This window comes from Nonomuraea endophytica (assembly GCF_014203235.1).
Taxonomy (GTDB): Bacteria; Actinomycetota; Actinomycetes; order Streptosporangiales; family Streptosporangiaceae; genus Nonomuraea; species Nonomuraea endophytica.
Window position 1 is genome coordinate 1,597,117 of the sequence record NZ_JACHIN010000001.1, and the last position, 22,954, is coordinate 1,620,070.

Here is a 22,954-nt window from a genome sequence, read left to right on the forward strand (position 1 = left end):
ATGAGCACAGTTTCCGGGATTTGACTGGCATTCCTGCCAATCATTCCAACAAATCTCAACTCGTGGCTGTCAGTGCAGGTCGGTTGATGGTTCTGATGATTGTGTCGATGTATGAGGTGGGCAGCGAGCGGAGGATTCCGGCGATCTCCTGGTTGCCGATCTCGGGGAGTGCGGTGACGGCCTCGGCGGCCAGTCCGCGGCAGTATTCGATGGTCGTCTCAACCATCTTGGTCTGGCGGAGCCTGGTGAGGATCTCGGCTACTTGCTCATCCGAAATTCCCCTTTGTAGTGATATGTCGCCATTTGTGAGGAAATTCGCTTTTGCCAGGATTAGCGGGAGGCTGTAGACGCCCTGTTTGAGGTCGTTGCCCGCGGGTTTCCCGAGTTGCTCGCTGGTGGCGGTCAGGTCGAGGAGGTCGTCGAGGATCTGGAAGATCAGGCCGAACCGCTCGCCGTACGCGGCCATCCTCGCCCGGTCCTCCGGGGAGGCCTGCGCGCAGACGGCGGCCACCAGGCAACTGGCCCGGAAGAGCGCCGCGGTCTTGCCGGTGATCGAGCGCAGCGCACTGGCCTCGGTGCGGTGCGGGTTGAAGAGGTCCGTGGTCTCCAGGTACTGGCCTTCGGCCAGCTCCACCACCGTGGCAGCCAGCACTTCCGCGACCGGGCGGGAGACCGAGGTGATCGCGGCCAGGCCCGCTCTGGCCAGCATGAAGTCACCGATGACCAGGGCCTTGCCGTCGCCCAGGTCGGCGTTGAGCGTCGTCGCGCCCCGGCGTTCGGTCGCGCGGTCCATCAGGTCGTCGTGGACCAGCGAGCCCGCGTGGATCAGTTCCACACAGGCTGCTGCTGTGATGACCCTCCGGTCGGGGTTCTTGCCCAAGGCCATCGCCGTGGCGAGCGTCAGCGCGGGTCTCAGGCGTTTGCCGCCGGCGTTGATCACACGGGAGGCGCCGGCGTTGATCCCCGGCAGCGCCGAAGAACCGCTCAGGCGCTCTACGCGCGTTTCCACCTTGCGGAGGCCGTTGACGATCGCCGGGTTTCGCAGCAACTGATCCATACCTCCAGACTGCGTCGCGGTGGCTGTGCCGTACCTGAGAGACGCTGAGTTTTTTCTCAGGAGACCCACCAGTCTCACGGGAGGGCCAGGCGGGTGTTGGGGAGGGCGATCAGGGCCACCAGGGCGATCAGGGCGCCGGCCACGCCCAGGACGGGGATGATCAGGGCGGCGGCCGAGGCGTGGGCGGCGGGCAGGCCGTGGAGCGGGGTCTGCTCGGTCAGGATGGAGGTGTAGGTGGTTCCGGCCAGGGCCAGGGCGAGGGAGCCGCCGATCTGGCGGAAGAAGTTCAGGTTGGCGGAGGCGGTGCCGAGGTACTGGGGTGCGACGGAGGCTTGGGCGGCGACCGTCAGGCCGGACAGCATCGGGCCCATGCCCAGCCCGATCAGCGACATCCAGATGATGAGCAGCCAGCCCGAGGTGTGGACGGTCAGGTTCAGGCAGAGGAGCGTCCCGACGATCATCAGGGCGGGCGCGGCGACGAGCCAGGGCTTGTAGACGCCGGTCCTGGACATGAGGACGCCCATGATCCAGCTGCCCGCCAGCATGCCGAGCATCAGCGGGTAGATGCGCAGGCCGGAGGTGGTCGCGTCCTCGCCGAGCGCCTCCTGGAAGTAGCGGGGCAGGAACACGACACCGGAGTACATGACGAACGCGGTGAAGAACGAGGTCACGTTGACCAGCGTGTAGCTGCGGCCGGCGAACAGGTGCATGGGCATCATCGGCGAGGCGGCCCGCCGTTCCACGACGACGAAGGCGGCGAGCAGCACCAGCGCGAGCCCGATCGGCCCCAGCACCGGCGGGCTGGTCCAGGTGTTGCCGTCGATGCCCTTTTCGGTCAGGCCGATCAGCAGCGCGCCGATCGCCAGGCTGAAGATCGCGATGCCCGGGTAGTCGGGGCGCTCGCGGCCGGTGCCGGGCTGGTGGGGCAGGTTGCGCGCGACGACGGCGAGCAGCACCAGGCCGATCGGCACGTTGACGTAGAAGGCCCAGCGCCAGGTCGCGTGGTCGGTGAACAGCCCGCCGAGGAACGGGCCGGCCAGGTAGCTCAGCGCCATGACGCCGCCGATGGCGCCCTGCACCCGGCTGCCGCCCCGGGTGGGCGGGAACAGGCTGAGCGCCAGGGCGAGCGACAACGGGACCAGTGCTCCGGCGCCCAGGCCCTGGATCGCGCGGAACACGATGAGCTGGGTCATGTCCTGCGCGAGGCCGCACAGGGCCGAGCCCAGGATGAAGATGGCCATGCCAATCAGCAACAGCGGCTTTCTGCCGTATTGGTCGGACAGCCTGCCGTACAGGGGCATCGTCACCGTCGAGGTGAGCAAGTAGGCGGTCACGACCCAGGTGTAGAGGTCGGATCCGCCCAGTTCCGCGGTGATGCGGGGCAAAGCGGTGCCCACGATCGTCTGGTCCAGCATCGCGATGAACATCCCGCCGAGCGCGGCGGCTACAAGGAGGGTGTCGTTTCGGGGCTTTATGTCAGTCGTCACCTGTGAAGGTTCATATGTAAGTCTTTACATGTCAAGTCTTGGGTATGCTCCGGAGCATGTCCCTGCGGATCGCGTTGCTCGGCCTGCTGGCCGCCAAGGGCCCGGCGAGCGGTTACGACCTGGCCAAACTGTTCGAAGGTTCGCTCAACCATGTCTGGCAGGCCGGACACACGCAGATCTATCCGGAACTGGTGAGGATGGCCGCCGACGGGCTCCTCGCGGTCGAGGCCGAGGGCGCCAGGGGGCGCAAGATCTACACGATCGCGGACGAGGGGTCGCGGCAGCTGCACGACTGGCTCGCCGATCGCGAGCCGGCCGTGACGGTCCGCAGCGAGACCGCTTTGCAGGCGTTTCTCCTGCCGATTCTCGACACGGACGAGGCCATCGCGGCGGTCGAGCGAGTCAAGGCGCGGGCGCAGAAACGCCTGGACGATCTGAAATGCCTGCCGCCCGTCGCGGATAACCCCAAGTTCGGCAAGTACGCGCTGCGCCTCGGCCTGGCCCAGACGCGCGCGACGATCGAGTGGGCCGACGAAACACTCCACGCGCTGCGCACCAAATAGGCAATGATCTACCGATGATCGGTCATATCGGAGTCAACGTTCCCGACCTCGAGAGCGCGCGGACCTACTACGACGCGCTGATGCCCTTATTGGGCTTCGAGAAGTACCTGGACATGGCCGATCAGTTCGCCTTCCGCCCGGCGGGGGGCAAACCGGGGACGTACCTCTTCTTCTATCCGGCGCTCACGGAGAGCGCCTACAGCAGGCACCAGACCGGGCTGCAGCATCTGGCCTTCATGGTCAAGAGCCGGTCGGCGGTACGGGCGGCGCATGACTGGGCAATCGGCATGGAATGCCAGATCCTCCAGAAGCCACGAAATTTCCCGGAGTATCCGCCGCCCTACTACGCGACGTACTGGCTGGATCCGGCGGGGATCATGCTGGAGGCGGTCTGCCACCACGACCGGCCTTGACTCTCACACCATGTGAGATGGGACGGTATCCCCCATGACGGAACTTGCTGAACGAGTCGACCAGGTCATCCGCGACGGTGGCGCGCCCGGCCTGCATGGTCTTGTGGTGATCCGTGGTGGCCAGACGGTGCTTGAGCGCTATGGCCAGGGCGAAGACTTCAAGTGGAACGACTCGATCGGCACCGTCGTCTTCGACCGCGACACCCTTCACGACATCAGGTCGGTGACGAAGAGCATCACGGCCCTCGTGTACGGCATCGCCCTGGGCAAGGGCTTGGTGCCCGATCCGGACGAGCCGCTGATGGCCGCCTTCCCCGAGTATCCGGACCTGGCCGAGTCCAAGCGGAACCTCACCGTCGCCCACGCGCTGACCATGACGCTGGGCCTCGAATGGGATGAAAGCGTCCCCTACACCAGCCCGGCCAACAGCGAGATCGCGATGGAGATGGCGCCGGACCGCTATCGCTATGTCCTGGAACGCCCGGTCGTCGAGGAGCCCGGCACCCGCTGGGACTACTGCGGCGGCGCCTCCGCGCTGATCGGCCGGCTGATCGTCAAAGGCGTCGGCACCACGCTGGACGCCTTCGCCCGGGACACGCTGTTCGATCCGCTCGGGATCTCGTTCGAGTGGATGGCGGGCGATGACGGCGCGGTCTCGGCCGCCTCCGGTCTACGGCTGGCGCCGCGCGATCTGGCGGCCGTCGGGCAGCTCGTGCTGGAGGGCGGACGGGGGATCGTACCCGGGGAGTGGATCACGCGCTCGCTCACGCGGCACGTCGCGCGGGAGGACGGGTCGGGTTACGGGTACCAGTGGTATCTGGGCGACGGGTGGTTCGCCGGGTTTGGGAACGGGGGGCAGCGGCTCTTCGTCGTACCGGGCGAGGAACTGGTCGTGGCGACCGCGGCGGGCGAGTACAACGACTTCGGGCAGCCGAGCGCCTCCGCCGTCATGGACGCCGTGCTCAGCGGGTGACCGCGCTCCTGAAGGCGGCCACGGCGGCGAGGATGGCGGGATGCCGGCCGTACCCCTTGCGGTAGGCGACGAGCGTGCGGCGGGAGAGTGGCAGCGGGGTCAGGCGCACGCCCGGCGGCGGCGCCTGCGCGGCCAGGCCGGGCACCAGCGCGACGCCCTGACCTGCGGCGGCGAAGGCGAGGACGGTGTCGAAGTCGTCCACGTGGTGCCGCACGTGCGGCTCGAACCCGGCCGCCTGGCAGGCCCGGATCGCCATGGTGTGGCAGAGTGTGCCCGGCTTGCTCATGATCCACGGGTCGTCGCGGGCGTCCCGGATCGACGGCCGGTCGGTGAGGTACATCGGCTCCTCGAAAAGCGGCTCGGCGCAGATCCCCAGATCCACGACAGGCGGCACGAAGTCGTATTCGTGCACCAGCGCCACGTCCAGCTCGCCCGCCCGCAGCGCGGCCGACACGTCCGCCGGGTCGATCTCCGACACCATCGGCTCCAGCGCCGGGTGGCCCGCCGCGAGTTCGGCGAGCGCGCGCGGCAACAGCACCCTGGTCGCCGACGGGAACGCGCCGATCCGCAGCGGCCCGCCCGGCCCATCGCTGAGCGCGGCCAGCGCCGCCGTCGCCCGCTCCAGCTCTTCAAGTACGGCATGCGCGTGCGTCACCAGCACGTGGGCCGCCGGGGTCAGGCTGACCGTGCGGCCGGTGCGTTCGAGCAGCGGCAGCCCTGCCTCCCGTTCCAGGGCGCTGAGCTGCTGGGACACCGCCGACGGGGTGAAGTTGGCGGCTTCGGCGACGGCGGCGATGGTGCCGCGCTGGGCGAGTTCGCGCAGGAGGTGGAGCTTGCGGGGATCGAGCATAAGACAAGCTTAGGCTCGACGGTAGGAATCGGCGCTGGACCTAATCAATGATCGTGCCGCACCCTCGGAGGATGCTGAGAGGAATCTACGTACCGCTGATCACGCCCTTCACCGCGGGCGACCAGGTCGATCTGGAGGCGTTCGAGAAGCTCGCGCACCACGTGCTCGACCAGGGGGCGAGCGGGCTCGTGGCGCTCGGCACGACCGGCGAGGTGGCGATGTTGACCGCCGAGGAGCGCGCCGCGGTGATCGAGAACTGCGTGCGGGTGTCCGGTGAGCGGGACGTTCCGCTGATCGTGGGCGTTTCGGGCAACGACACCCGCTCGACGATCGCCGCCCTGCGTGCGTTGCCGTCCGGGGTGACGGCGGCGCTGGTGCCGGTGCCGTACTTCCTGCGCCCGTCGGAGCGCGGGGTGATCGCGCACTTCGAGGCGCTGGCCGAGGCGTCGCCGGTGCCGCTGGTGATCTACCACATTCCCTACCGGACCGGTCAGCCGGTCTGCGCCGCCACGTTGCGGCAACTGGGCGCGCACCCGATGATCGCCGGGGTCAAGTACGCGGTGGGCGGCGTCGACCAGGACGCCATCGATCTGCTGGCCGACCTGCCGACCGGGTTCGAGGTGCTGGGCGGGGACGACGCGTTCATCTCGCCGCTGCTCGCGCTGGGCGCCTCCGGCGGCATCCTGGCCTCCGCGCATCTGGCCACGGACCGGTTCGTCGCATTGGTGGAGGCTTGGGAGTCGGGTGACGCCGCTCTCGGACGTTCGCTCGGACACCGGCTGGCGCGCCTGTCCGCGGCGCTCTTCGCCGAGCCCAACCCCACGGTGATCAAGGGAGTGCTGCACGAGCGCGGGCTGATCCCCACCGCGGAGGTACGGCTGCCGCTCCTGCCCGCCAGCGCCCAGTCGGTCACCCAGGCCACCGCCGTCCTGTCCACCATGAGCTGACCTTTCATCACAGGGAGACGTGGTGGCGGTACAACCAGGACAGGGACTCCTGGCTGGCCGCCTTCTTCAGGAACAACGGCATCATCAGGTCGCGGAACACCCGCCCCACCGGTCCGGCGGCCTTGCTGTTGCTGATGGTCCGCGAGTACGACACCACCCGCTCGGCCCGCTCCCGGCGCTCGTTCTCGAACGCGGCGAACGCGGCGCCGTGGTCAGGGGCGTCACGCAGGCAGCGGGCCAGTACGATCGCGTCCTCGATGGCCTGCGAGGCGCCCTGTCCCGCGCTGGGCGAGGTGGCGTGCGCGGCGTCGCCGGTCAGCACGACCCGGCCCTTGTGCCAGGTGGGGATGGACGGCAGGTCGTACACCGGGAAACCATCCCCGATCGGGCTCTCGCGCAGGAGGTCGGCGGTGCGGTTGCCGTCGTGGCGGAAGGCCTCGACGAGCAGCGGCCGCCAGTCGGCCGGAACGTCGCCCTCCTCACGCGGCAGGTTCGCGAACCACCAGATCTCACCCGAGTCCGCCACCGCGTAGCCGAAGAACGCCTTCTTGCCGAAGATCATGTGGTACGTGCCCGGTTCGCCGGTCAGGCCGGGGAACGTCGTGATCCCGCCGAAGCTGTACAGGCCGGAGTAGCGGGGCGCCGGGGCCTTCGGGTCGAGGAGGGTGCGGGTGCGTGAGTGCACGCCTTCCGCCGAGATCAGGATGTCGCCGGTCGCCTGGGTGCCGTCGGCGAAGTGGGCCACGACCTGGTCGCCGGTGTCGTCCAGGGAGACGAGGCGCTTGCCGTACCGGATCTTGATGCCGCGCGCGGTGGCCTGGTCGCGCACGATGCGGTAGAGGTCGGAGCGCAGGATCGTGTGGCTGACGGTGCCGTCGTCGAGTGCCAGGCCGTTGGCGACCTCGCCGAGGTGTTTGCCGGAGCCGCTGGTCATGACCATGCGCGGGGTCGGGATTCCGGCGGCCATGACCTCGCGGTGCGTGTCGAGGACGCGCAGGGCGGACAGGCCGTTGGAGGCGACGTTCAGGAACGAGCCGACGCCTTCCGCCGTCGCGCCGTAAGCCTCGAAGATCTCCGCCTCGATGCCCGCTTCGCGCAGCGCCATCGCGGTCGCCGGTCCGCCGATCCCGCACCCTGTGATGAGAGCCTTCATCGTGATAACCTTTCGTTCGGTCGAACGAAATATATGGCGATTGGAGAGGGTATGTCCAGAGATATTTCGGAACACCGAAAGAATCTTCTCCAGGCGCTCGGCGACGCGGGACGGGAGAGCAGCAACGCCGCGGTCATGTACCACACCGTCATGAGCGGGATGCTGGGGCTCGGCGTGACCGAGTGGAAGGCCCTTGACCTGCTCCAACGCCTCGGGCCGCTGACCGCGGGCGAACTCTCGCAGCACACCGGCCTCGCTCCCGCGTCGGTGAGCGGGCTGGTGGATCGGCTGGAGGCGAAGTGGATGGTACGCCGCATCCGCGACCTCAAGGACCGGCGCCGGATCATCGTCGAGATCAACCCGGAGCAGCTGGCCGGGGCGAGTGCCGAGGCGATCGAGGTGTTCGAGCCGTTGATGCGGGGACTGGCTGATCTGTACGACGCGTACACGGATGAGCAGTTGGAACTGATCCTCGACTACACGACCAAGGCCGCGGCGGTCCAGCGCGCCGCGACCGCCATCCTCACCGAACGCCAGCCTCGCCGATCTCCGTGATTAGGGCTTGACATATCCCCCTATTCACCCCAACCTGATCCGCATGGGTTCCCTGTGATTCTCGCACCGGACGCGTAGAGCCGCTGCTCCGCGATCCGTTCCGCCATCGATCCGTTCGTTTTCGATGCGGCATGTGTGCCGAGAATCGGAGGTGGCTGCTTTATGCGTGCTACCCAACTAGCTCTTTCAGACATCACCAAGCATTACGACGACCGCGTCGTCCTTGACCGGGTGACCTTCACTGCGAAACCCGGTGAGAAGATCGGGGTCATCGGCGACAACGGCTCGGGGAAGTCCACGTTGCTGCGGCTGATCGCGGGGGTCGAGACGCCCGACAACGGCGAACTCACCGTCGTGGCACCCGGCGGCATCGGCTACCTCCCCCAGGCCCTCGACCTGCCCACCGGATCCACGGTGACCGACGCCATCGACCGGGCCCTCCACGACCTGCGCGCCTTGGAAGCCCAAATCCGCACAGCAGAAGCCCGCCTGGCAAGCGCCGACACAACCTCGACGAACACCACGGCCCCCACTCCCACGGCCGCCACCCCCGCCACCTTGACCAGCGGCACGGCCACCTCACCCACGGGTGACGTGTCCACGGAGGCCGGGACGCGCGGGACCGGCGCCACCGCCGGAGGAACGCCCTCAAGTGGTGCGTCCGGACTGGAGGTGGAACTGGCTGTCTACGGCGAGTTGGTGGCGGCCTTCGAGGCACGGGGCGGATACGAGGCCGATGCCCGAGTGGAAGTAGCTCTGCACGGGCTGGGCCTCCCCGGCCTGGACCGGGCACGCCCACTGGACACCCTGTCCGGCGGCGAACGCTCCCGCCTGGCCCTGGCCGCCACCCTAGCCGCAGCACCAGAGCTACTCCTGCTGGACGAACCCACCAACGACCTGGACGACCAGGCCGTGACCTGGCTCGAAGACCACCTCCGCGCCCACAGCGGCACAGTCGTGGCCATCACCCACGACCGGGTGTTCCTGGACCGGATCACCTCCACGATCCTGGAGGTCGACCAGTCCCAGGTACGCCGCTACGGCAACGGCTACACCGGCTACCTGACGGCGAAGGCGGCCGAGCGGGCGGCATGGGCACTGGAGCACGAAGAGTGGAAGAACGAGCTGGCCCGCCACGCCACCCTCGTCGACGCCAACGCCTCCCGCCTCGGCGCCATCCCCCGCAAGGTCGCCAAGGCCGGCATGGGCACCGGCGCCTGGCGCGCCCGCTCCCGTACACATGGCGCGATGAGCCGCATCCGCCAGTCCAACCAACGCCTGGACTGGCTCCGCACCCACCCCGTCCCACCCCCACCAACCCCCCTCCGCTTCACCCCCACCCCCCTCACTGCTCCCACCACCCTCACCGCCCACCCCACCTCTCCAGAACGGTCCCCAACCACCTCTCCAGAACGGTCCCCAACCACCTCACCACCCCCGCCCAACCCTCCCCAGCCGGTCCCGACCGGATCTCCGCGACTCAACCAGGCCGAGTGCCGACGGACGGGCCGGACAGCGTGACGGCGGCTGCGGCAGATCGGGTACCCATGGCCGGGCGTCGCGGGGCGACCAGCCCCGACCAGGTCTCTGCGGCCGAGCCCGGCAGGATGTGTGCTCCCCGGTCGGAACAAGCAGTCCGGCCGGACGGCGCGTCTGGGTTGGACAGGGCGTCTGGGTTGGTCAGGGCGTCTGCGTTGGACAGGGCGTCTGGACGGGACGGAGCATCAGGGCTGGATCAGGTGGCGGGACCAGATCAGGTTGGTGGGGTGGAGCGGGTTGGGTTGGTGGAGCTTGGTGGGGTTCGGGTGGGCGAGCGGCTCAGGCTGGGCTCCCTGCGGATCCTGCCCGGCGAACGTCTGCTGGTCACCGGACCCAACGGGGCAGGCAAGAGCACGCTCATGCAGGTGCTGTCCGGCGAGCTGGTGCCCGACGCCGGGACGGTCAAGCGCCCGCCCCGCGTGGGATACCTACGGCAGGAGGACCGGCCGGGCCGGATGGACCGGACCGTGCTGGGCGCGTTCGCCGAGGGCCGGCCGGGCACCATCGACGAGCACGCCGACGCACTGCTGTCCCTGGGGCTGTTCCGCCCTGCGGACCTGCGGTTGCGGGTGGGTCAGCTGTCGTACGGCCAGCGCCGCCGCATCGACGTCGCCCGCCTGGTCAGCCGCCCCGTTGACCTGCTCCTCCTGGACGAGCCCACCAACCACCTCTCCCCACTCCTCGTGGAACAACTAGAGGAGGCCCTGTCCGTCTACCAGGGCGCAGTGGTGATCGTCACCCACGACCGCCGCATGCGTGCCGCCTTCCAGGGTTCACGCCTGGAACTCAAGAACGGCCACGCCACCACCCTCCAACCCACATAACCCACGCCCATCCACACCCTGTGGACGGGCACACCGCCAACATGCCCATCCGGCGCCTACGGCCAGGACCAGTCCGCACGGCGCTTCCGGCACGGGGCCCGTCCGTTCGGTGCCCTGTAGTCAGAGCCTGGCGTGGATGGTGCCCAGAGAAGGCAGCAGGCGCGAGGCAGGGTTGGGCGGAAGCGGATGACCGGGGCGAGTCAGACGAGGCAGCCGGGTGACCCGACGCACGAGCCAGGCGGGGTGGCCTGCGCGTGGGTCGGTCCCCGCGCCGCCGCCCCGGTCAGCGGGGCGGCAGGGCGGCGGGATTACCGGGCGAGTTGGGGTTAGGGGTTGGGGGTGGATTGGCGGATGGCGGTGGTGATGTCGGTGACGCGGTCTGTCAGGAGGCCGATGGCGCCTACCGTTCGGGTTACCGGGTCGTCCTCGGCTCCGCCCAGCGCCCTTGTGCGCAGGTACGCGGCCTTGATGGTGGTCCAGCGCTCCTGCTGCTCCGGGGTCAGGCGTCCCCTGAGCTCGGCGAGCTTGAGGAGGTTGGCTTCGGCGTCGGAGGTGAGGGTTTGGGCCTCGCCTACGTAGTGGTCGTCGATCACCGCTTCCAGTTCGGCGTCGTTCATGGCGGGCACGATCCGCTCGGCCAGCTTGTTCATGTTCCGGTAGGAGCCCTGCAGCTTGTACGGCGGCTCGGTACGCGCGTCGTCCGACTGGGCAGCCGAGGCGATGTACGCCTGGTTGTTGGCCAGCACGACTTCCTGCACCCGCACCAGCTTGGCCAGCACGGACAGGATCTGGTCCAGCTCGACCTTGGAGTAGGGGTGCTTGAGCTGGTCGGAGCGGACCGTCTGGTCGCCGCGCGCCAGCCGTACCAGCAGTTCGACGTCGGCACGGTCGCGGGTGGAGAGCGGGGCCAGGACGGGGTTGGAGGTGAGGGCGTTGTCGACGTAGCTGAGCGCGAACAGCTCGTCGCGGCCGGACAGCACGTCGCCGAGGTTCCACACGTCGGCCCGGTTGGCGAGCATGTCGGGGATGCGGAAGCGCTTGCCGGACTCGGTATAGGGGTTTCCGGCCATGCACACGGCGAAGCGCTTGCCGCGCAGGTCGTAGGTGCGGGTGCGGCCGTTCCAGACGCCTTCGATGCGGCGCTGGGCGTCGCACAGCGAGATGAACTTCTGCAGCAGCTCGGGCGAGGTGTGCTGGATGTCGTCGAGGTAGAGGAGCGTGTTGTTGCCGGTCTCCAGCGCGAAGGAGATCTTCTCGACCTCCTGCCGGGAGGTGGCGTCGGGAGCCTCCTCCGGGTCGAGCGAGGTGACGGCGTGGCCCAGGGCCGGGCCGTTGACCTTGACGAAGACGAGGCCCAGGCGGCTGGCGACGTATTCCATGAGGGTGGTCTTGCCGTAGCCGGGCGGGGAGATGAGCAGCAGGAGGCCCATCTGGTCGGTGCGTTTGCCCGCTCCCGCCGCGCCGAGCTGCTTGGCCAGGTTGTCGCCGATGAGCGGCAGGTAGACCTCGTCGAGCAGGCGGTTGCGTACGAAGGCGCTCATGACCTTGGGCTTGTACTCGTCCAGCCGCAGACGGTCGCGTTCGGCCGCGACCAGTTCGACGCGGCGTTTCTGGTAGGCGCGGAAGGCGGGGACGCGTTCGGTGGCGAACATCCTGGTCCTGGTGAGGATCTCGTCGAGCCGCACGGGCAGCGTGCGCTCGGTGATGCGCGGGTGGGTGCCGAGCAGGCCCTCGACCACGGCGGTGACGGTCGCGCTGGATGCGTAGCGGGGCAGGTCGCCGCAGAGCTGCAGGGCGATGGCCTCGGGCAGCTCGGGTGACTGGTCGAAGGCGCCCAGCCAGGCCTCGGCGAGCTGGATGCGCGCGGGCGGATCGAGGGAGCTGAGGTCGTCCTCGAACGAGCGCTGCGCCTCCGGACCCAGCCTTGCGCGGAAGTTGTCCACTAGGGCGCGGGCCGCCTTGCTGGTGACGAAGCCGGGCGGGGTGGTGGCCAGCTCCTCCACGAGGTATTCCCCGGCCAGCCGGGCCACGCCGGGGGCGGCGGTGATCAGAGACGACAGTTCCTCGGCCAGGGCGGCCACGGCCTCGTTGGCGCCGAATGCCTCGCGTGCTCTGACCAGGGAAGACGCTCTGGTGGTGAATGTTTTACGTGAAACCTCGTCCGTGTGGAAGGCCCAGAAGAGCTGCGCCGCCGCTCTGGCCTCGGGGGAGTAGCGCAGCAGTCCGGCGCCGTCGCGCAGGCGGACCAGGGCGTCGAGGATCAGGGTGGCGTCGTGGTCGTGGACGCCGCGTTCGTAGCCCTCGTCGTAGCGTTCCTCGGCGGCCCGCCGTACGAGATCCGCTGACGGGTGGTCGGAGGTGCCGAGAAGTGCGGCGGCCAGGTGCTCGGCGCGGTAGACCTCGGGCGTCTCCGAGACGAGCAACTGGTCCCAGAACGGGCGGGTGTCGGCGAAGTCGGCCGGGACCGGCGCGCGGTAGTCGGTGCCGGTGATGGCGAACTGCATCGCGCCGTCGTGGGGGACCAGCGTGAGGTCGACGGGCTGGGTGTTGACCGCGAAGCGGTGGCGCCCCAGCCGCAGCGTCTCGCCGCCCGCGTCGAACAGGTCGAGCCGGTCGCGCAGCGAGCGCCCGGCCTCCTGCTGGGCGGCCTTGACCCGGCCGTCGAGCTCCTCGGCGCGCACCGGGTCGCCCAGGGTGCGCAGCTCGGCGGAGACCGACTGGAGCTTGGCGACCATGGGGTCGGTGGCGAAGTAGGTGTTGACCTCGTCGAGCGAGGCCAGCCCGGCCACCCGCCTGGCGACGCTGCCCAGGATGCGCTCGGCCGAGGCGAAGACCCGGTCGGCGCGGCGGGCCCGCTCGTCAAGCTGGCTCTGCTTGCGGGCGGAGAACGCCTCGTAGACGTCCTCCCGCTTGGTCGTGAGCTTGGCGGCGAAGTCGTCGAACTCCCCGAAGCGGGATTCGAGCCCTTCCAACTGCAGCATGAGCTTGCCGAGCTGCTCGTCGCAGCGCTCCGGGGTGTCGGCCATGGCCAGCGCTCCGGTGATCGCCTGCCCGAGCAGCGCGAACTCGGCGGCGAAGGCGGCCCGCCCCTCGCTGGACAGCAGCTCCCTGCGCCGCCCCTCCAGCACCGCGCGGGCGCGGTTGACGCCGCCGAGCACCTCGGCGATGCGTTCCAGGATGGAGGTGCGCACGGTGGCGTCGGCGATGTCGAGCGAACCGACCACCTCGGTGACCACCTCAAGCCCCTCGGCCTGGTCGGCCAGCAGCTCCGCCACCGGGACGGCGTCGGCCACCGTGGCGATCGCGCCCGCGTCTGCGGCGAGCCGCTCGACCGCGCTGTGGTAGCCGGTGAAGGCATCGGGACCCTGCAGGAACGTGACCGCCCGGGTGCCGGTCTCCTTGAGTTCGGCCGTGAGCTCTCCGGCCAGCGAGTCGAGCCGGGTGAGGTCGATGTAGCGGACCTCGCGCAGCGTCACCAGCCGCCCCTGCGCGCGGCGCAGCGTGGCCAGCAGGCTGACCCAGGCGTCGGCGCCGGCCGGCAGGTCACCGCGGGCCTGCCGGACGAGGGTGACGGTCTCCTCCTCGGCGGCGGCCAGCGTCCGCGCGGCCTGCGCGGTCAGCTGCTCGACGTTCTCGTATTCGTCGAGCACCTGGCCGGCGGTGGCGCGTACGTCGGTGAGCGGGGTGCGCAGTCCGTGCTCACCGAGCCAGTGGTAGTGGTCGAAGGCCCGCTCACAGGCGGCGATCAGCGCCTCGAAGGTCGCCGCCGACGGCGACATCTCCTCGACCATGCGCGCCACGGACAGGCAGTCGGAGATGCCGCGGACCAGCTCGGCGTTGCCGATGCGCTCCAGCGGCCCCGAGCCGGTGGGCTGGGCGGCGGCGTAGGTGTCGGAGACATAGGGCGTCTGCCACACCTGCATGGGATGGACCCGGGTCGGCTCGTCGGAGGTGGCGCGGAAGACCACCATCGTGCCGTCGTCGAACAGGCTGAACCCGTGGCACGGGATGGGGTTGGCCACCTCCTTCCTGATCACGTTGTACGGCAGCAGCAACGACCGCCCGTCACCCCGGGCATGGAAGACGTAGAGCACGTCCTCGCCGTTGGGCGAGCGGACCACGCGCTCGAACTCCAGCTCGCTGACGTCGAGGTCGAACGTCTTGCTGACCCCGGTCGCCAGGTAGTAGCCCCCGGGGAAGATCAGCCCCTGGTCCTCCGGCAGCCTCCGGCAGGCCTGCCCGATGCCGTCGAGCCGGACCACCGCCTTGGTCCTGGTGTTGAACACCAGGTGCCGCCACTCCGGCTCCTTGTACGGCCGGACGCGCAGCAGGATGAGCGGCCCGACCCGGGCGTAGGAGACGTCGGCGTCGGCCAGCGACTGCAGCGGCTCGGTGACCGGCTCGGAGTAGATCCCGTGGCCGATCTCGGTGTTGTCCTCGACCTTGATGGTCAGGTCGCCGCCGACGGTCTCGACGAAGACCTCGCCCTCGATGGAGATGTGGGGATGGCGGCCGAGCACGTGGTCGTCGCGGGTGGTGACGGTCCACTCGAAGTCGTGGGACGCCGGGAACACGTGGTCGCGCTCGCCCCGGTTGTCGAGGTATTTGCCGGACACGTCCCAGCGCAGGACCTTGCTGTCGCTCGGCCCGGTCTGAAAGACGGCCAGCAACTTGCCCTCGACCTGCCGCAGGGTCTGCAGGCGGGTCTCCTTGTAGTACCGGTACAACTCGGCGAAGTCCTTCTGGAACGCGGGGTCGGTGAGCGCGTCCCACTGTGCCGGATCGAACCGGAACGCTTCGCCGTCGCGGGTGAACCTGTGGACGGAGAACACGTCGTCCACAGCCGTTTCCGGCTTAAGTCCGATGAAAACGTTGTACCCGAACACCATCACCTCCCCGACGGAGATGATGTCCCTGGGCACGCAGTTGTTCTCGGTCCTGATCCGCTCCGTGCCGAGCAGCGTGAGCTCGGCGCCGCCGAAGACCTTCAGCCGCTCGTCGTTGACCGCCTCCGCGGCCTGCGCCAGCAGCTTGGCCTGCGACTGAAGGCGGTTCCTGAGCACCTCATAGGTGCCCGCCTCAAGATCCGCCATGCGCTCAGGCCCTCAGCGCGGCGACCGAGGAGTCGGCGACGCCGAGTCTGCGCGCGGTCTCCAGAAGCTCGGTCAGCTTCGCCTCCGGCCCACCGCTCTGGATCATCTGCATGAGCAGCGCGGACACGGTGATGTTCTTGAGGTCCTCGGTGCCGATCCCGCCGACGATCGCCGCGAGGTCCGCGGGCAGGCTCGCCGATCCGTTGAGGTACGGCTCCGCCAGCGTCCTGGCCACCGCCGAGTGCTCCACGAACCCGTCGACCGCCTTGCCCGCGGTGATCGAGCCCACGATCCTGTCGAAGAACATCGTGTCGCCGCCCACGATGTCGATGTCGGCCTTGGCCAGCCCCGCCGCCAGCACGCTGGCCTGCGACTCGGCGACCTTCGCCTGCACGTCGATGCGCTTGAGGTGGATCTCCTTGTCGGCCTCCAGCCGCAGGCGGTACTCCTCGTGCGTACGCGAGGCCTCGTCCAGCGCGGCCAGCGCGGCGGCCTTCTCGGTCAGACCCTCGGCCTCGGCCTTGAGCTTCTCGCCGACGGCAGCGGCGGCGGCGAGCGCGAGTGCCTGCTCGCCCTCGGCGCGGGCCTTGAGCCGGTCGCCCTCGACCAGCGCCATCGCCTTGGCGCCTTCGGCCTCGGCGCGCAGGCGCTCGCTCAGCACCATCGCCTCGGCGCGGCCGACCTTCTCGATCGCCGCCGCGTCGCGCTCCTTCACCTGCACCTCGGCCAGCCCCGCCGCGGCGCTCTCGGCCTGGACACCCTCCGCGAGCCGGATCTTGGCGCGGGCGTCGAGGTCGGCGGCCTGCTGCCTGGCCTCGGCGAGCACGAGCTCCTCGCGGGCGCGGAACTTCGAGGCGGCCTCGGCGGCCTCGGCCGCCTTGATGTCCTTGACCAGGTTCTCCTGAGCCTCGGCCTCGGCGGCGATGATCGTGGTCTGGCGCAGCCGTTCGGCCTCCTCGACCGCGCGCAGCCGCTTGATGTTCTCCTCCTGCTCGGCGACGGTCTTGTCGACCGCGATGCGCTCGCGCACGACCTCGGCGATCGAGCGCTTCTCGGTCTCGACCTCCTTGTCCTTGGAGATGCGCGACAGCTCGGTCTCGCGTTCGCGGGCGATGACCTCCAGCATGCGGTCCTTCTCGATCCGCTCGGTCTCGATCGCGATCACGCGTTCCTTGTTCTTCTCGGCGACGGCGATCTCGCGGGCGCGGTTCTCGTTGTGGACGCCGAGCTGCTCGTCGGTCCTGATGTTGGCGGCCTGGGCCTTGAGCCGCTCCTCGGCCTGCACGCGGGCGGTCTCGGCCTCCTCGCGCGCCCTCATGGTCTCGATCTCGCGCTTCTGCTTGGTCTCGGCGTCGGCCTGGCGGCGTTCCAGCTCCAGGATCGCCTCGCGGGCGTCCACGTTCTGGCGGGTGATCTCCTTCTCCTCGTTGCGCTGGAACTCGTTGGTCCGCACGTGCTCGATGGCGGTGAGCTCGGTGATCTTGCGGATGCCCTGCGCGTCGAGGATGTTGGACTTGTCCAGGTTGTGGAGGGGCGTCTGCTCCAGGTAGTCGATCGCGGCGTCCTCAAGGCTGTAGCCGTTGAGGTCGGTGCCGATGAGCCGGAGGATCTCGTCGCGGAACTCGTCGCGCTTGGTGTAGAGGTCGACGAAGTCCAGGTGCTTGCCGGCGGTCTTGAGCGCCTCGGAGAACTTGGCGTTGAACAGCTCCTGCAGCGTCTCCTCGCCGCTGGCCCGCGCGGTGCCGATGGCCTGGGCCACCTTGATGACGTCCTCGGCGGTCTTGTTGACCCGGACGAAGAACGTGATGCGGATGTCGGCCCTGATGTTGTCGCGGCAGATCAGTCCTTCACGACCGGACCTGACGATCTCCATCGTCTTCACCGAGATGTCCATGGTCTCGGACTTGTGCACGACGGGCAGCACGACGGCGCCCGTGAACGTCACGTCGACCCGGTTGACCTTCGAGATGATCAGCGCCTTGCCCTGCTCGACCTTGTGGAAGAGGCGGCTGATGACCACGAGGATGGCGATGACGACGAGCAGGGCGACGGCCAGCGTGATCGCCAGGCCGAGGGAGATGACACCCATCAGTGATCCCTTTCATAGGGCATGACCAGGAAGAATTCCCCGGAGGAGGAATAGTCGAAGATGAGGGCGTTGTCGCCCCGGGCCAGCCGGTCGTCGCCGGTCGTCCTGACCTGGACGACCGCGGATGACCCGTCGGCGGCGGTGACCTCGGCCTGGCCGAAGTCGGCGGTGACCTGTCCGGTGCGGATCACGCAGTGCCGGCCGACGAAGTCGTGGCGCGAGGGGCCGCGTTCGTCGGGATACAGGCGGCGGAGCGGCACGACCAGCAGGCGGGCCCCGAGCCAGCCGCCGGCCAGGGCCACGATGAGCACGGCGATCTGCAGGTGTACCGCGGAGACGAGCTGACCGCCGACCAGGCTGAGCAGCCAGCCCAGCGTGATCACGATCGACAGCGTCACTCCGGCGGGCGCGCCTGCCAGTCCGAGCCAGGAAGCGTCGACGTCGTCCAGGTCCAGAAGGCCGGTGAGCGCGATCACCCAATAGGCGACGACGATCACGAGCAGAAAGCTGAACAGGATTGTCGGAAAACCCAGCACGGCTTGTAAGAACTCAGACATCTTCCCCCTGGTACATCCCCCGTCGGACTCTATACAGGTAAAGACGAAGTAAAGCGGAAAGTTCCCGATATGGGGATGTTTGCCGCGCCGTACATGCGAAAGAGCGACCGGAAATCCGGTCGCTCCTCGGGTGGGAAGTGTCAGGCGCGCGCGGCCGCGACGGCCTCCTTGAGGTGCTTCTCGTCCTCGGTGCTGAGCGAGGTCTTGATGATCTCGCCGCCGTACTGCGCGATCTGCTCGATGACCTTGTCCGGTGTGCTCTGGCGGACCAGGAGGAAGAGGGCGGCGGTGCCCGGGGGCATCTTCTCGCCGAGTTCCTTCATGAAGTCGTCGTTGACGCCGACGTCGGTGAGGGCGCCGCCCGCCGCGCCCGCGGCCGCGCCGAGCGCCATGCCCAGCAGCGGCATGAAGAACAGCAGCCCGATGAGGCCGCCCCACAGCGCCCCGCCCGCCGCGCCGATGCCGGTGGTGCTGGTGGTCTGGTGAAGCTTGATCTTGCCGTCTTCCCTGCGCTCGACGATGGCCGCGTCCTCAAGCGTGATGAGGTTCTGTTTCTGCAGCTCGAACAGTCGCGTGCGTACGGTCTCCGCGGTCGCGACGTCCGGATAGTCGATGACGATGAGGTTGCTCATGCCGTCCCCCGATTTCTATGAGCTCCTCACCGATAGTACACAGATGGTTACGCGAGGTCGGATGCTTCCCATTCGTGGCACGGCTGGAGCCCGTGGTGGTGGAAGATCACGCCGACCATCTTCTTGGTGGCGGAGTTGTGCACGCCCTGACCGGTCGGGCCGCACGGGCAGTCGTGCGACTCCTCGTGGCCGATGGCGTCGTCGAGGGGCCTGACGTGGACGATCTTCTGCATGGTCGCTTGCCCTTCCTTTGGCGGGAAGTTTAAGTCACCGGGTTGACCTCAAGCAAAGTTGAGGATGCATCCTCGTCGGCATGAGCGAAGTGATGAAGGCAGCGGCGTTCGCCGAGTTCGGCGGCCCAGAAGTGTTGAAGGTCATGGAACTGCCCGCGCCACAGGCGGGCCCCGGACAGGTCCGGGTGCGGGTCAAGGCCGCGGGCGTGCAGCCGTACGACACCTCGGTACGCGCCGGATGGACCCCGCCCGGCATCGCCGGCGACCTGCCGCGCGTTCCCGGCAACGAGTTCGCCGGAGTGATCGACCAGGTGGGCGAGGGCGTGACCGGCTTCGCGATCGGCGCTGAGGTGCTGGGGTTCACGCAGCTCAACGCCTACGCCGAGTACACGGTCGTGCCGTCGGCGTCGGTCACGCCGAAGCCCGCCGGACTCGCCTGGGAGGTGGCCGGGGCGATGACCGCGGGCGTGCAGACGGCCGAGATCGCCATCGACAACCTGGCGATCGGAGCCGGGGACACGCTGCTGATCCACGGCGCTGCCGGGTCCGTCGGCGGCGCCGCCACGCAGATCGCCATCCGGCGCGGCGCCACGGTCATCGGCACCGCCCGCGCCGTCAACCACGATTACCTGCGCGATCTCGGCGCGATCCCCGTCGAGTACGGCCCCGGCCTCGCCGACCGGGTCCGCGCCCTGGCCCCGAACGGCGTCACCGCGGCCCTGGACGGCGCGGGCGGCGAGGCGCTGGAGGTCTCACTGGAGCTGGTGGCGGATCGCGACCGCATCCTCACGCTGTTCGAGCACGAGAAGGCCGCCGGGCTCGGCATCCGCACCACCGTGGGCGAACGGCTGGCCGAGCGCCTGGGCCGTTATGCCGCGCAGGTGGCGGCGGGCGAGTTCAAGTACCACATCCGCAGCACCTACCCGCTGTCCGAGGCCGCCGACGCGCACCGCGAGATGGAGACCGGCCACGGCCGCGGCAAGATCGCCATCGTGATCCCGTAAGACACCCGACAAGACCTTGGAACACCCGACCAGAACACCTGACAAGACCTCGGAACACCCGGCAAGGACCTCACCTCTGGGAAGACACGTGGGGTGAGGGTTTCTAGGAGGGGCCGGTCGGGCGCTTGCGTTCGTTGAAGCGCCCGACCTTGGCCCGGTTGCCGCACACCTCCATGGAGCACCAGCGGCGGCTGCTGTTCTTGCTGACGTCCAGGAACCAGAGCACGCACCGCGGGTTCGCGCAGTGCTTGACCCGCCCGCCCATGACGCGCACGAGGTCGGCCGCCGCCACCCACGCCGCGTGCCACCCGGGCTCGTCCACGACCACCATCTCGTACGGCCCGTCCGCCCCGACCTGAGGCCGCAGGCTCCCGTGGGCCAGCACCGCGTTGAGCCGCTCGTGCCCCCGTCCTTCGAGCGCGTCGCGCATGGCGGCCCGCGCCTCGACCAGCCGCTCCCGCACGCCAGGTCCCCCGGGCAGCCCGTGATCGGCGAGCCAGGCCTCGACCCCCTCGGCCGTGTCGAACTGGTCGACCAGCTCCTCCTGCCACATCCAGGTGGTGTCGACCAGGTCCAGCCCGACGGGCTCCCCGCGCAGCGGCCGGATCTTCATCCTAACCTCTCAAAGCCATTTGACCGGTTAATGCCAGTCATGCTATCACTTAACCAGCAAACAGCATTTAGCCGGTTAAGGAGTGATCATGCGCTACCACACCGCGGTCATCGAGGGGCTGAACGTCTTCTACCGCGAGGCCGGAGACCCGTCGGCGCCCACGCTCGTCCTGCTGCACGGCTTCCCGACCTCGTCGATCGCCTACCAGGAGCTGATCGCCGAGCTGGCCGGGGAGTTCCACCTGATCGCCCCCGACTACCCGGGCTTCGGCCACAGCTCGGCGCCCGCCGCCGACACCTGGGACTACACCTTCGACCACCTGGCCGACGTCGTGGACCAGCTCCTGGACTCCATCGGCGTCCGCAAATACGCGATCTACGTGCACGACTACGGCGCCCCGGTCGGCTTCCGCCTCGCGCTGCGCCACCCCGAGCGCATCACCGGCATCGTCTCCCAGAACGGCAACGCCTACGACGAGGGCCTGACCCCGTTCTGGGACCAGCTCCGCGCCTACTGGGCCGACCCCTCCCAGGAGAACGGCGACGCCCTGCGCGCCCTGCTGACCCCCGAGGCCACGCAGTGGCAGTACACCCACGGCGTCCCCGACACCTCGCTGGTCAACCCCGACCGGGCGGCCTTCGACCAGGCGCTGCTCGACCGGCCGGGCAACCAGGAGATCCAGCTCGCGCTCTTCCTGGACTACGGCGTCAACCCAGGCCGCTACCCGGCCTGGCAGGAGTACCTGCGCACCCACCAGCCTCCGCTGCTGGCGGTCTGGGGCCGGGGCGACGAGATCTTCGGCCCGGACGGCGCCCGCGCCTACGCCCGCGACGTGAAGGAGGCACGCGTGCACCTGCTGGACGCCGGGCACTTCCCGCTCACGACCCGGCTGAGCCAGAGCGCCGCCCTGATCCGCGACTTCCTGCACGGGCTGTCGGACTAATGTCGGCGCTCATGAACGTGGTCGGGGTGTCGGACTGATGCCGCCGCTCAAGAACGTGGTCAGCGCGACGACCGCGGCCCTGGCAGGGCTCCTGTTGCTGGCCGGGATCACCAGCGCCACCGGCCTGGCGCTGTTCGCCCTGCCGTTCGCGGCCACGGCCGGGATCGTGGCGCTGGCTCCGGCGGCGCCGTTCGCGCAGCCGCGCAGCATCGTGCTCGGGCACGTCAGCGCCACGACCCTGGCGCTGCTCATCACCTCGGTCGCGGCGCCTTCGGTGTGGACGGCGGCGGTGGCCGCCGCCCTGTCGACGGCGCCGATGATGCTGCTCAAGGCGCCGCATCCGCCCGCGGCCGCGACCGCGGCGCTGGTCGGGCTCACCGCTCCGGAGCCGCTCTACCTGCTCAACCCGGTCATCCTCGCCAGCGCCGTGGTGATCGCCGGAGGGGTGGTGCTCGGAAAGCTCCTACCCGGCCACAGCTACCCGACCTCCTGGAAGTGAGGTCACAGGCGGGGGCGAAGCGCCTCGGCGATCGCCAGCTGGTCCTCGTCCAGCGAGGTGCCGCCGTCCTGGATGTCCCACAGGGCGTTCTGCAGGAGCCGGCCGTACGTCCAGCCGGCGGCCCGCCGGGGATCGAGCGCGAGCCGGTCGACCAGCAGGTCGAACCGGCGGCGCACGGCGCGGTGCACGTCGCCGGTGGCCACGACGTCGTCCCAGCGGTTGTCCAGGGCGGGCCACAGGTCGAAGCCCGGGTCGCCGGCCAGCGGCTTGGGGTCGATGGCCAGCCACGGCTCGCGCCCGGCGGCCAGGACGTTCTCGTAGTGCATGTCCCAGTGCAGCAGCCGGTCGCCCGGCTCGGTGACCAGCTCGGCGACGACGGAGGCGCACGTCTTCAGCCACTCCCGGTCGCTCTCCTCGGCCAGGGCGGCCACCGCTTCGGGGGTCTCGTCGATCATGTCCTGGGCGATGTCGGCGAGGGTGCGCATGCCCTCGGGCGCCGGATAGGCCACGAGGCGGGCGAGCAGGTCGGCCAGGATCGTCAGGGCCTTGGTGTCGTCGGCGACCGTGGCCAGCGTGCGGTGGCCCTCCAGCCGTTCGAGCAGCAGCGTGCCGGTGGAGGGGTCCTCGTCCAGGAGGCGGACCATGGCGTCGCCGTTCCAGACCTTCAGGCCCATCGCCTCGCTGGCGTTCTCTTCGTTGACCGGCTGCAGCTTGAGCGCGGCCGGTACGCCGTCGGCCCCGGTCACGGGGAGCACGAGCGAGACGAACCCGTGCATCGGCTCCCCGTCGAGCCGTAGCCCCCACTCGTCGAGGTAGCGCTCGGCCAGGGCGGGCAGGCCGGCGATCCAGGTGGGGCCGCCTTCCTCGCCCTCGCCGATCTCGTCGTGGTTGCTGATGAGCTTGGCGGGTACTTCGATCTTCGTCACAAAC

General features: G+C 69.3%; 19 protein-coding genes and 2 pseudogenes. 10 read left to right on the top strand and 11 right to left on the bottom strand.

The annotated features are described in order from the left end of the window. Positions 1-55 precede the first annotated feature (55 nt). Together HNR40_RS07785 and HNR40_RS07790 are read right to left on the bottom strand one after the other, a co-directional pair. Positions 56-1,057 carry a polyprenyl synthetase family protein gene (locus HNR40_RS07785; protein ID WP_184959251.1) on the bottom strand — a complete coding sequence of 334 codons (1,002 nt, stop codon included), beginning with the start codon at positions 1,055-1,057 and terminating at the stop codon, positions 56-58. A 74-nt stretch (positions 1,058-1,131) separates the two neighbouring features. Then, positions 1,132-2,544, bottom strand: coding sequence for an MDR family MFS transporter (locus HNR40_RS07790; protein WP_312896228.1), 1,413 nt, complete (start codon positions 2,542-2,544; stop codon positions 1,132-1,134). A gap of 56 nt (positions 2,545-2,600) precedes the next feature. Here HNR40_RS07790 and HNR40_RS07795 point away from each other — a divergent pair, with 56 nt between their 5' ends. From HNR40_RS07795 to HNR40_RS07805, 3 genes are read left to right on the top strand one after another with little or no spacing between them, the layout of a single operon-like run. Beyond that, positions 2,601-3,107, top strand: a complete 507-nt coding sequence (locus HNR40_RS07795; protein ID WP_184959252.1) for a PadR family transcriptional regulator — start codon at positions 2,601-2,603, stop codon at positions 3,105-3,107. 14 nt (positions 3,108-3,121) lie between these two features. Further along, entirely contained in the window at positions 3,122-3,520 is a 399-nt protein-coding gene (locus tag HNR40_RS07800) for a VOC family protein (protein WP_184959253.1), read from the top strand. 34 nt (positions 3,521-3,554) lie between these two features. Next, on the top strand, positions 3,555-4,493 hold the full coding sequence (locus tag HNR40_RS07805) for a serine hydrolase domain-containing protein (RefSeq protein ID WP_184959254.1): 939 nt from the start codon (positions 3,555-3,557) through the stop codon (positions 4,491-4,493). Here the strand turns inward: HNR40_RS07805 and HNR40_RS07810 are convergent. Next, positions 4,483-5,343: a LysR family transcriptional regulator gene (locus HNR40_RS07810; RefSeq protein WP_184959255.1), complete on the bottom strand. Its 861-nt coding sequence runs from the start codon at positions 5,341-5,343 to the stop codon at positions 4,483-4,485. The two genes, HNR40_RS07805 and HNR40_RS07810, sit on opposite strands and share 11 nt — an antisense overlap. A gap of 71 nt (positions 5,344-5,414) precedes the next feature. Between HNR40_RS07810 and dapA the strand changes: the two genes are divergently transcribed. Next, on the top strand, positions 5,415-6,290 hold the full coding sequence (dapA, locus tag HNR40_RS07815; RefSeq protein WP_184959256.1) for a 4-hydroxy-tetrahydrodipicolinate synthase: 876 nt from the start codon (positions 5,415-5,417) through the stop codon (positions 6,288-6,290). 7 nt (positions 6,291-6,297) lie between these two features. Here dapA and HNR40_RS07820 read toward each other — a convergent pair whose 3' ends face one another. Then, positions 6,298-7,443, bottom strand: a complete 1,146-nt coding sequence (locus HNR40_RS07820) for an FAD-dependent monooxygenase (protein WP_184959257.1) — start codon at positions 7,441-7,443, stop codon at positions 6,298-6,300. Positions 7,444-7,494: 51 nt separating this feature from the next. Here HNR40_RS07820 and HNR40_RS07825 point away from each other — a divergent pair, with 51 nt between their 5' ends. From HNR40_RS07825 to HNR40_RS07835, 3 genes and pseudogenes are all read left to right on the top strand, one after another. After that, positions 7,495-7,998, top strand: a complete 504-nt coding sequence (locus HNR40_RS07825; RefSeq protein ID WP_184959258.1) for a MarR family winged helix-turn-helix transcriptional regulator — start codon at positions 7,495-7,497, stop codon at positions 7,996-7,998. A gap of 162 nt (positions 7,999-8,160) precedes the next feature. Next, positions 8,161-9,330: pseudogene (locus tag HNR40_RS07830) on the top strand (ATP-binding cassette domain-containing protein); the annotation flags it as partial. A 389-nt stretch (positions 9,331-9,719) separates the two neighbouring features. Continuing rightward, positions 9,720-10,361: pseudogene (locus HNR40_RS07835) on the top strand (ATP-binding cassette domain-containing protein); the annotation flags it as partial. 326 nt (positions 10,362-10,687) lie between these two features. Here the strand turns inward: HNR40_RS07835 and HNR40_RS07840 are convergent. From HNR40_RS07840 to HNR40_RS07860, 5 genes are all read right to left on the bottom strand, one after another. Next, the gene (locus HNR40_RS07840) at positions 10,688-15,454 is read right to left on the bottom strand and encodes a DNA repair ATPase (protein WP_184959261.1); all 4,767 of its coding nucleotides are present in this window, start codon (positions 15,452-15,454) and stop codon (positions 10,688-10,690) included. A gap of 4 nt (positions 15,455-15,458) precedes the next feature. After that, on the bottom strand, positions 15,459-17,543 hold the full coding sequence (locus HNR40_RS07845) for an SPFH domain-containing protein (RefSeq protein WP_184959262.1): 2,085 nt from the start codon (positions 17,541-17,543) through the stop codon (positions 15,459-15,461). Then, entirely contained in the window at positions 17,543-18,100 is a 558-nt protein-coding gene (locus HNR40_RS07850; protein ID WP_184959263.1) for a hypothetical protein, read from the bottom strand. The genes HNR40_RS07845 and HNR40_RS07850 overlap by 1 nt, the downstream gene beginning before the upstream one ends. Before the next feature lie 140 nt (positions 18,101-18,240). Then, positions 18,241-18,732, bottom strand: a complete 492-nt coding sequence (locus tag HNR40_RS07855) for a DUF1269 domain-containing protein (protein ID WP_184959264.1) — start codon at positions 18,730-18,732, stop codon at positions 18,241-18,243. A gap of 47 nt (positions 18,733-18,779) precedes the next feature. Beyond that, positions 18,780-18,965, bottom strand: a complete 186-nt coding sequence (locus HNR40_RS07860) for a hypothetical protein (RefSeq protein ID WP_184959265.1) — start codon at positions 18,963-18,965, stop codon at positions 18,780-18,782. An 80-nt stretch (positions 18,966-19,045) separates the two neighbouring features. On the opposite strand from HNR40_RS07860, the gene HNR40_RS07865 reads away from it, so the two are divergent. Continuing rightward, positions 19,046-19,969, top strand: coding sequence for an NADP-dependent oxidoreductase (locus HNR40_RS07865; RefSeq protein WP_246508377.1), 924 nt, complete (start codon positions 19,046-19,048; stop codon positions 19,967-19,969). Between the two features lie 103 nt (positions 19,970-20,072). Here the strand turns inward: HNR40_RS07865 and HNR40_RS07870 are convergent, their stop codons facing one another. Beyond that, complete coding sequence (locus tag HNR40_RS07870) at positions 20,073-20,582, bottom strand: CGNR zinc finger domain-containing protein (RefSeq protein WP_184959266.1); 510 nt, start codon at positions 20,580-20,582, stop codon at positions 20,073-20,075. Positions 20,583-20,670: 88 nt separating this feature from the next. On the opposite strand from HNR40_RS07870, the gene HNR40_RS07875 reads away from it, so the two are divergent. Together HNR40_RS07875 and HNR40_RS07880 are read left to right on the top strand one after the other, a co-directional pair. Continuing rightward, entirely contained in the window at positions 20,671-21,525 is an 855-nt protein-coding gene (locus tag HNR40_RS07875; RefSeq protein WP_221339959.1) for an alpha/beta fold hydrolase, read from the top strand. Between the two features lie 37 nt (positions 21,526-21,562). After that, a complete protein-coding gene (locus HNR40_RS07880; protein ID WP_184959268.1) occupies positions 21,563-22,024 on the top strand; it encodes an HPP family protein in 462 nt (153 codons plus the stop codon). Positions 22,025-22,026: 2 nt separating this feature from the next. On the opposite strand, the gene HNR40_RS07885 is transcribed toward HNR40_RS07880, so the two are convergent. Beyond that, positions 22,027-22,950 (bottom strand): aminoglycoside phosphotransferase family protein, encoded by a 924-nt coding sequence (locus HNR40_RS07885; RefSeq protein WP_184959269.1) that lies wholly within the window; start codon positions 22,948-22,950, stop codon positions 22,027-22,029. Between the last annotated feature and the right edge of the window lie 4 nt (positions 22,951-22,954).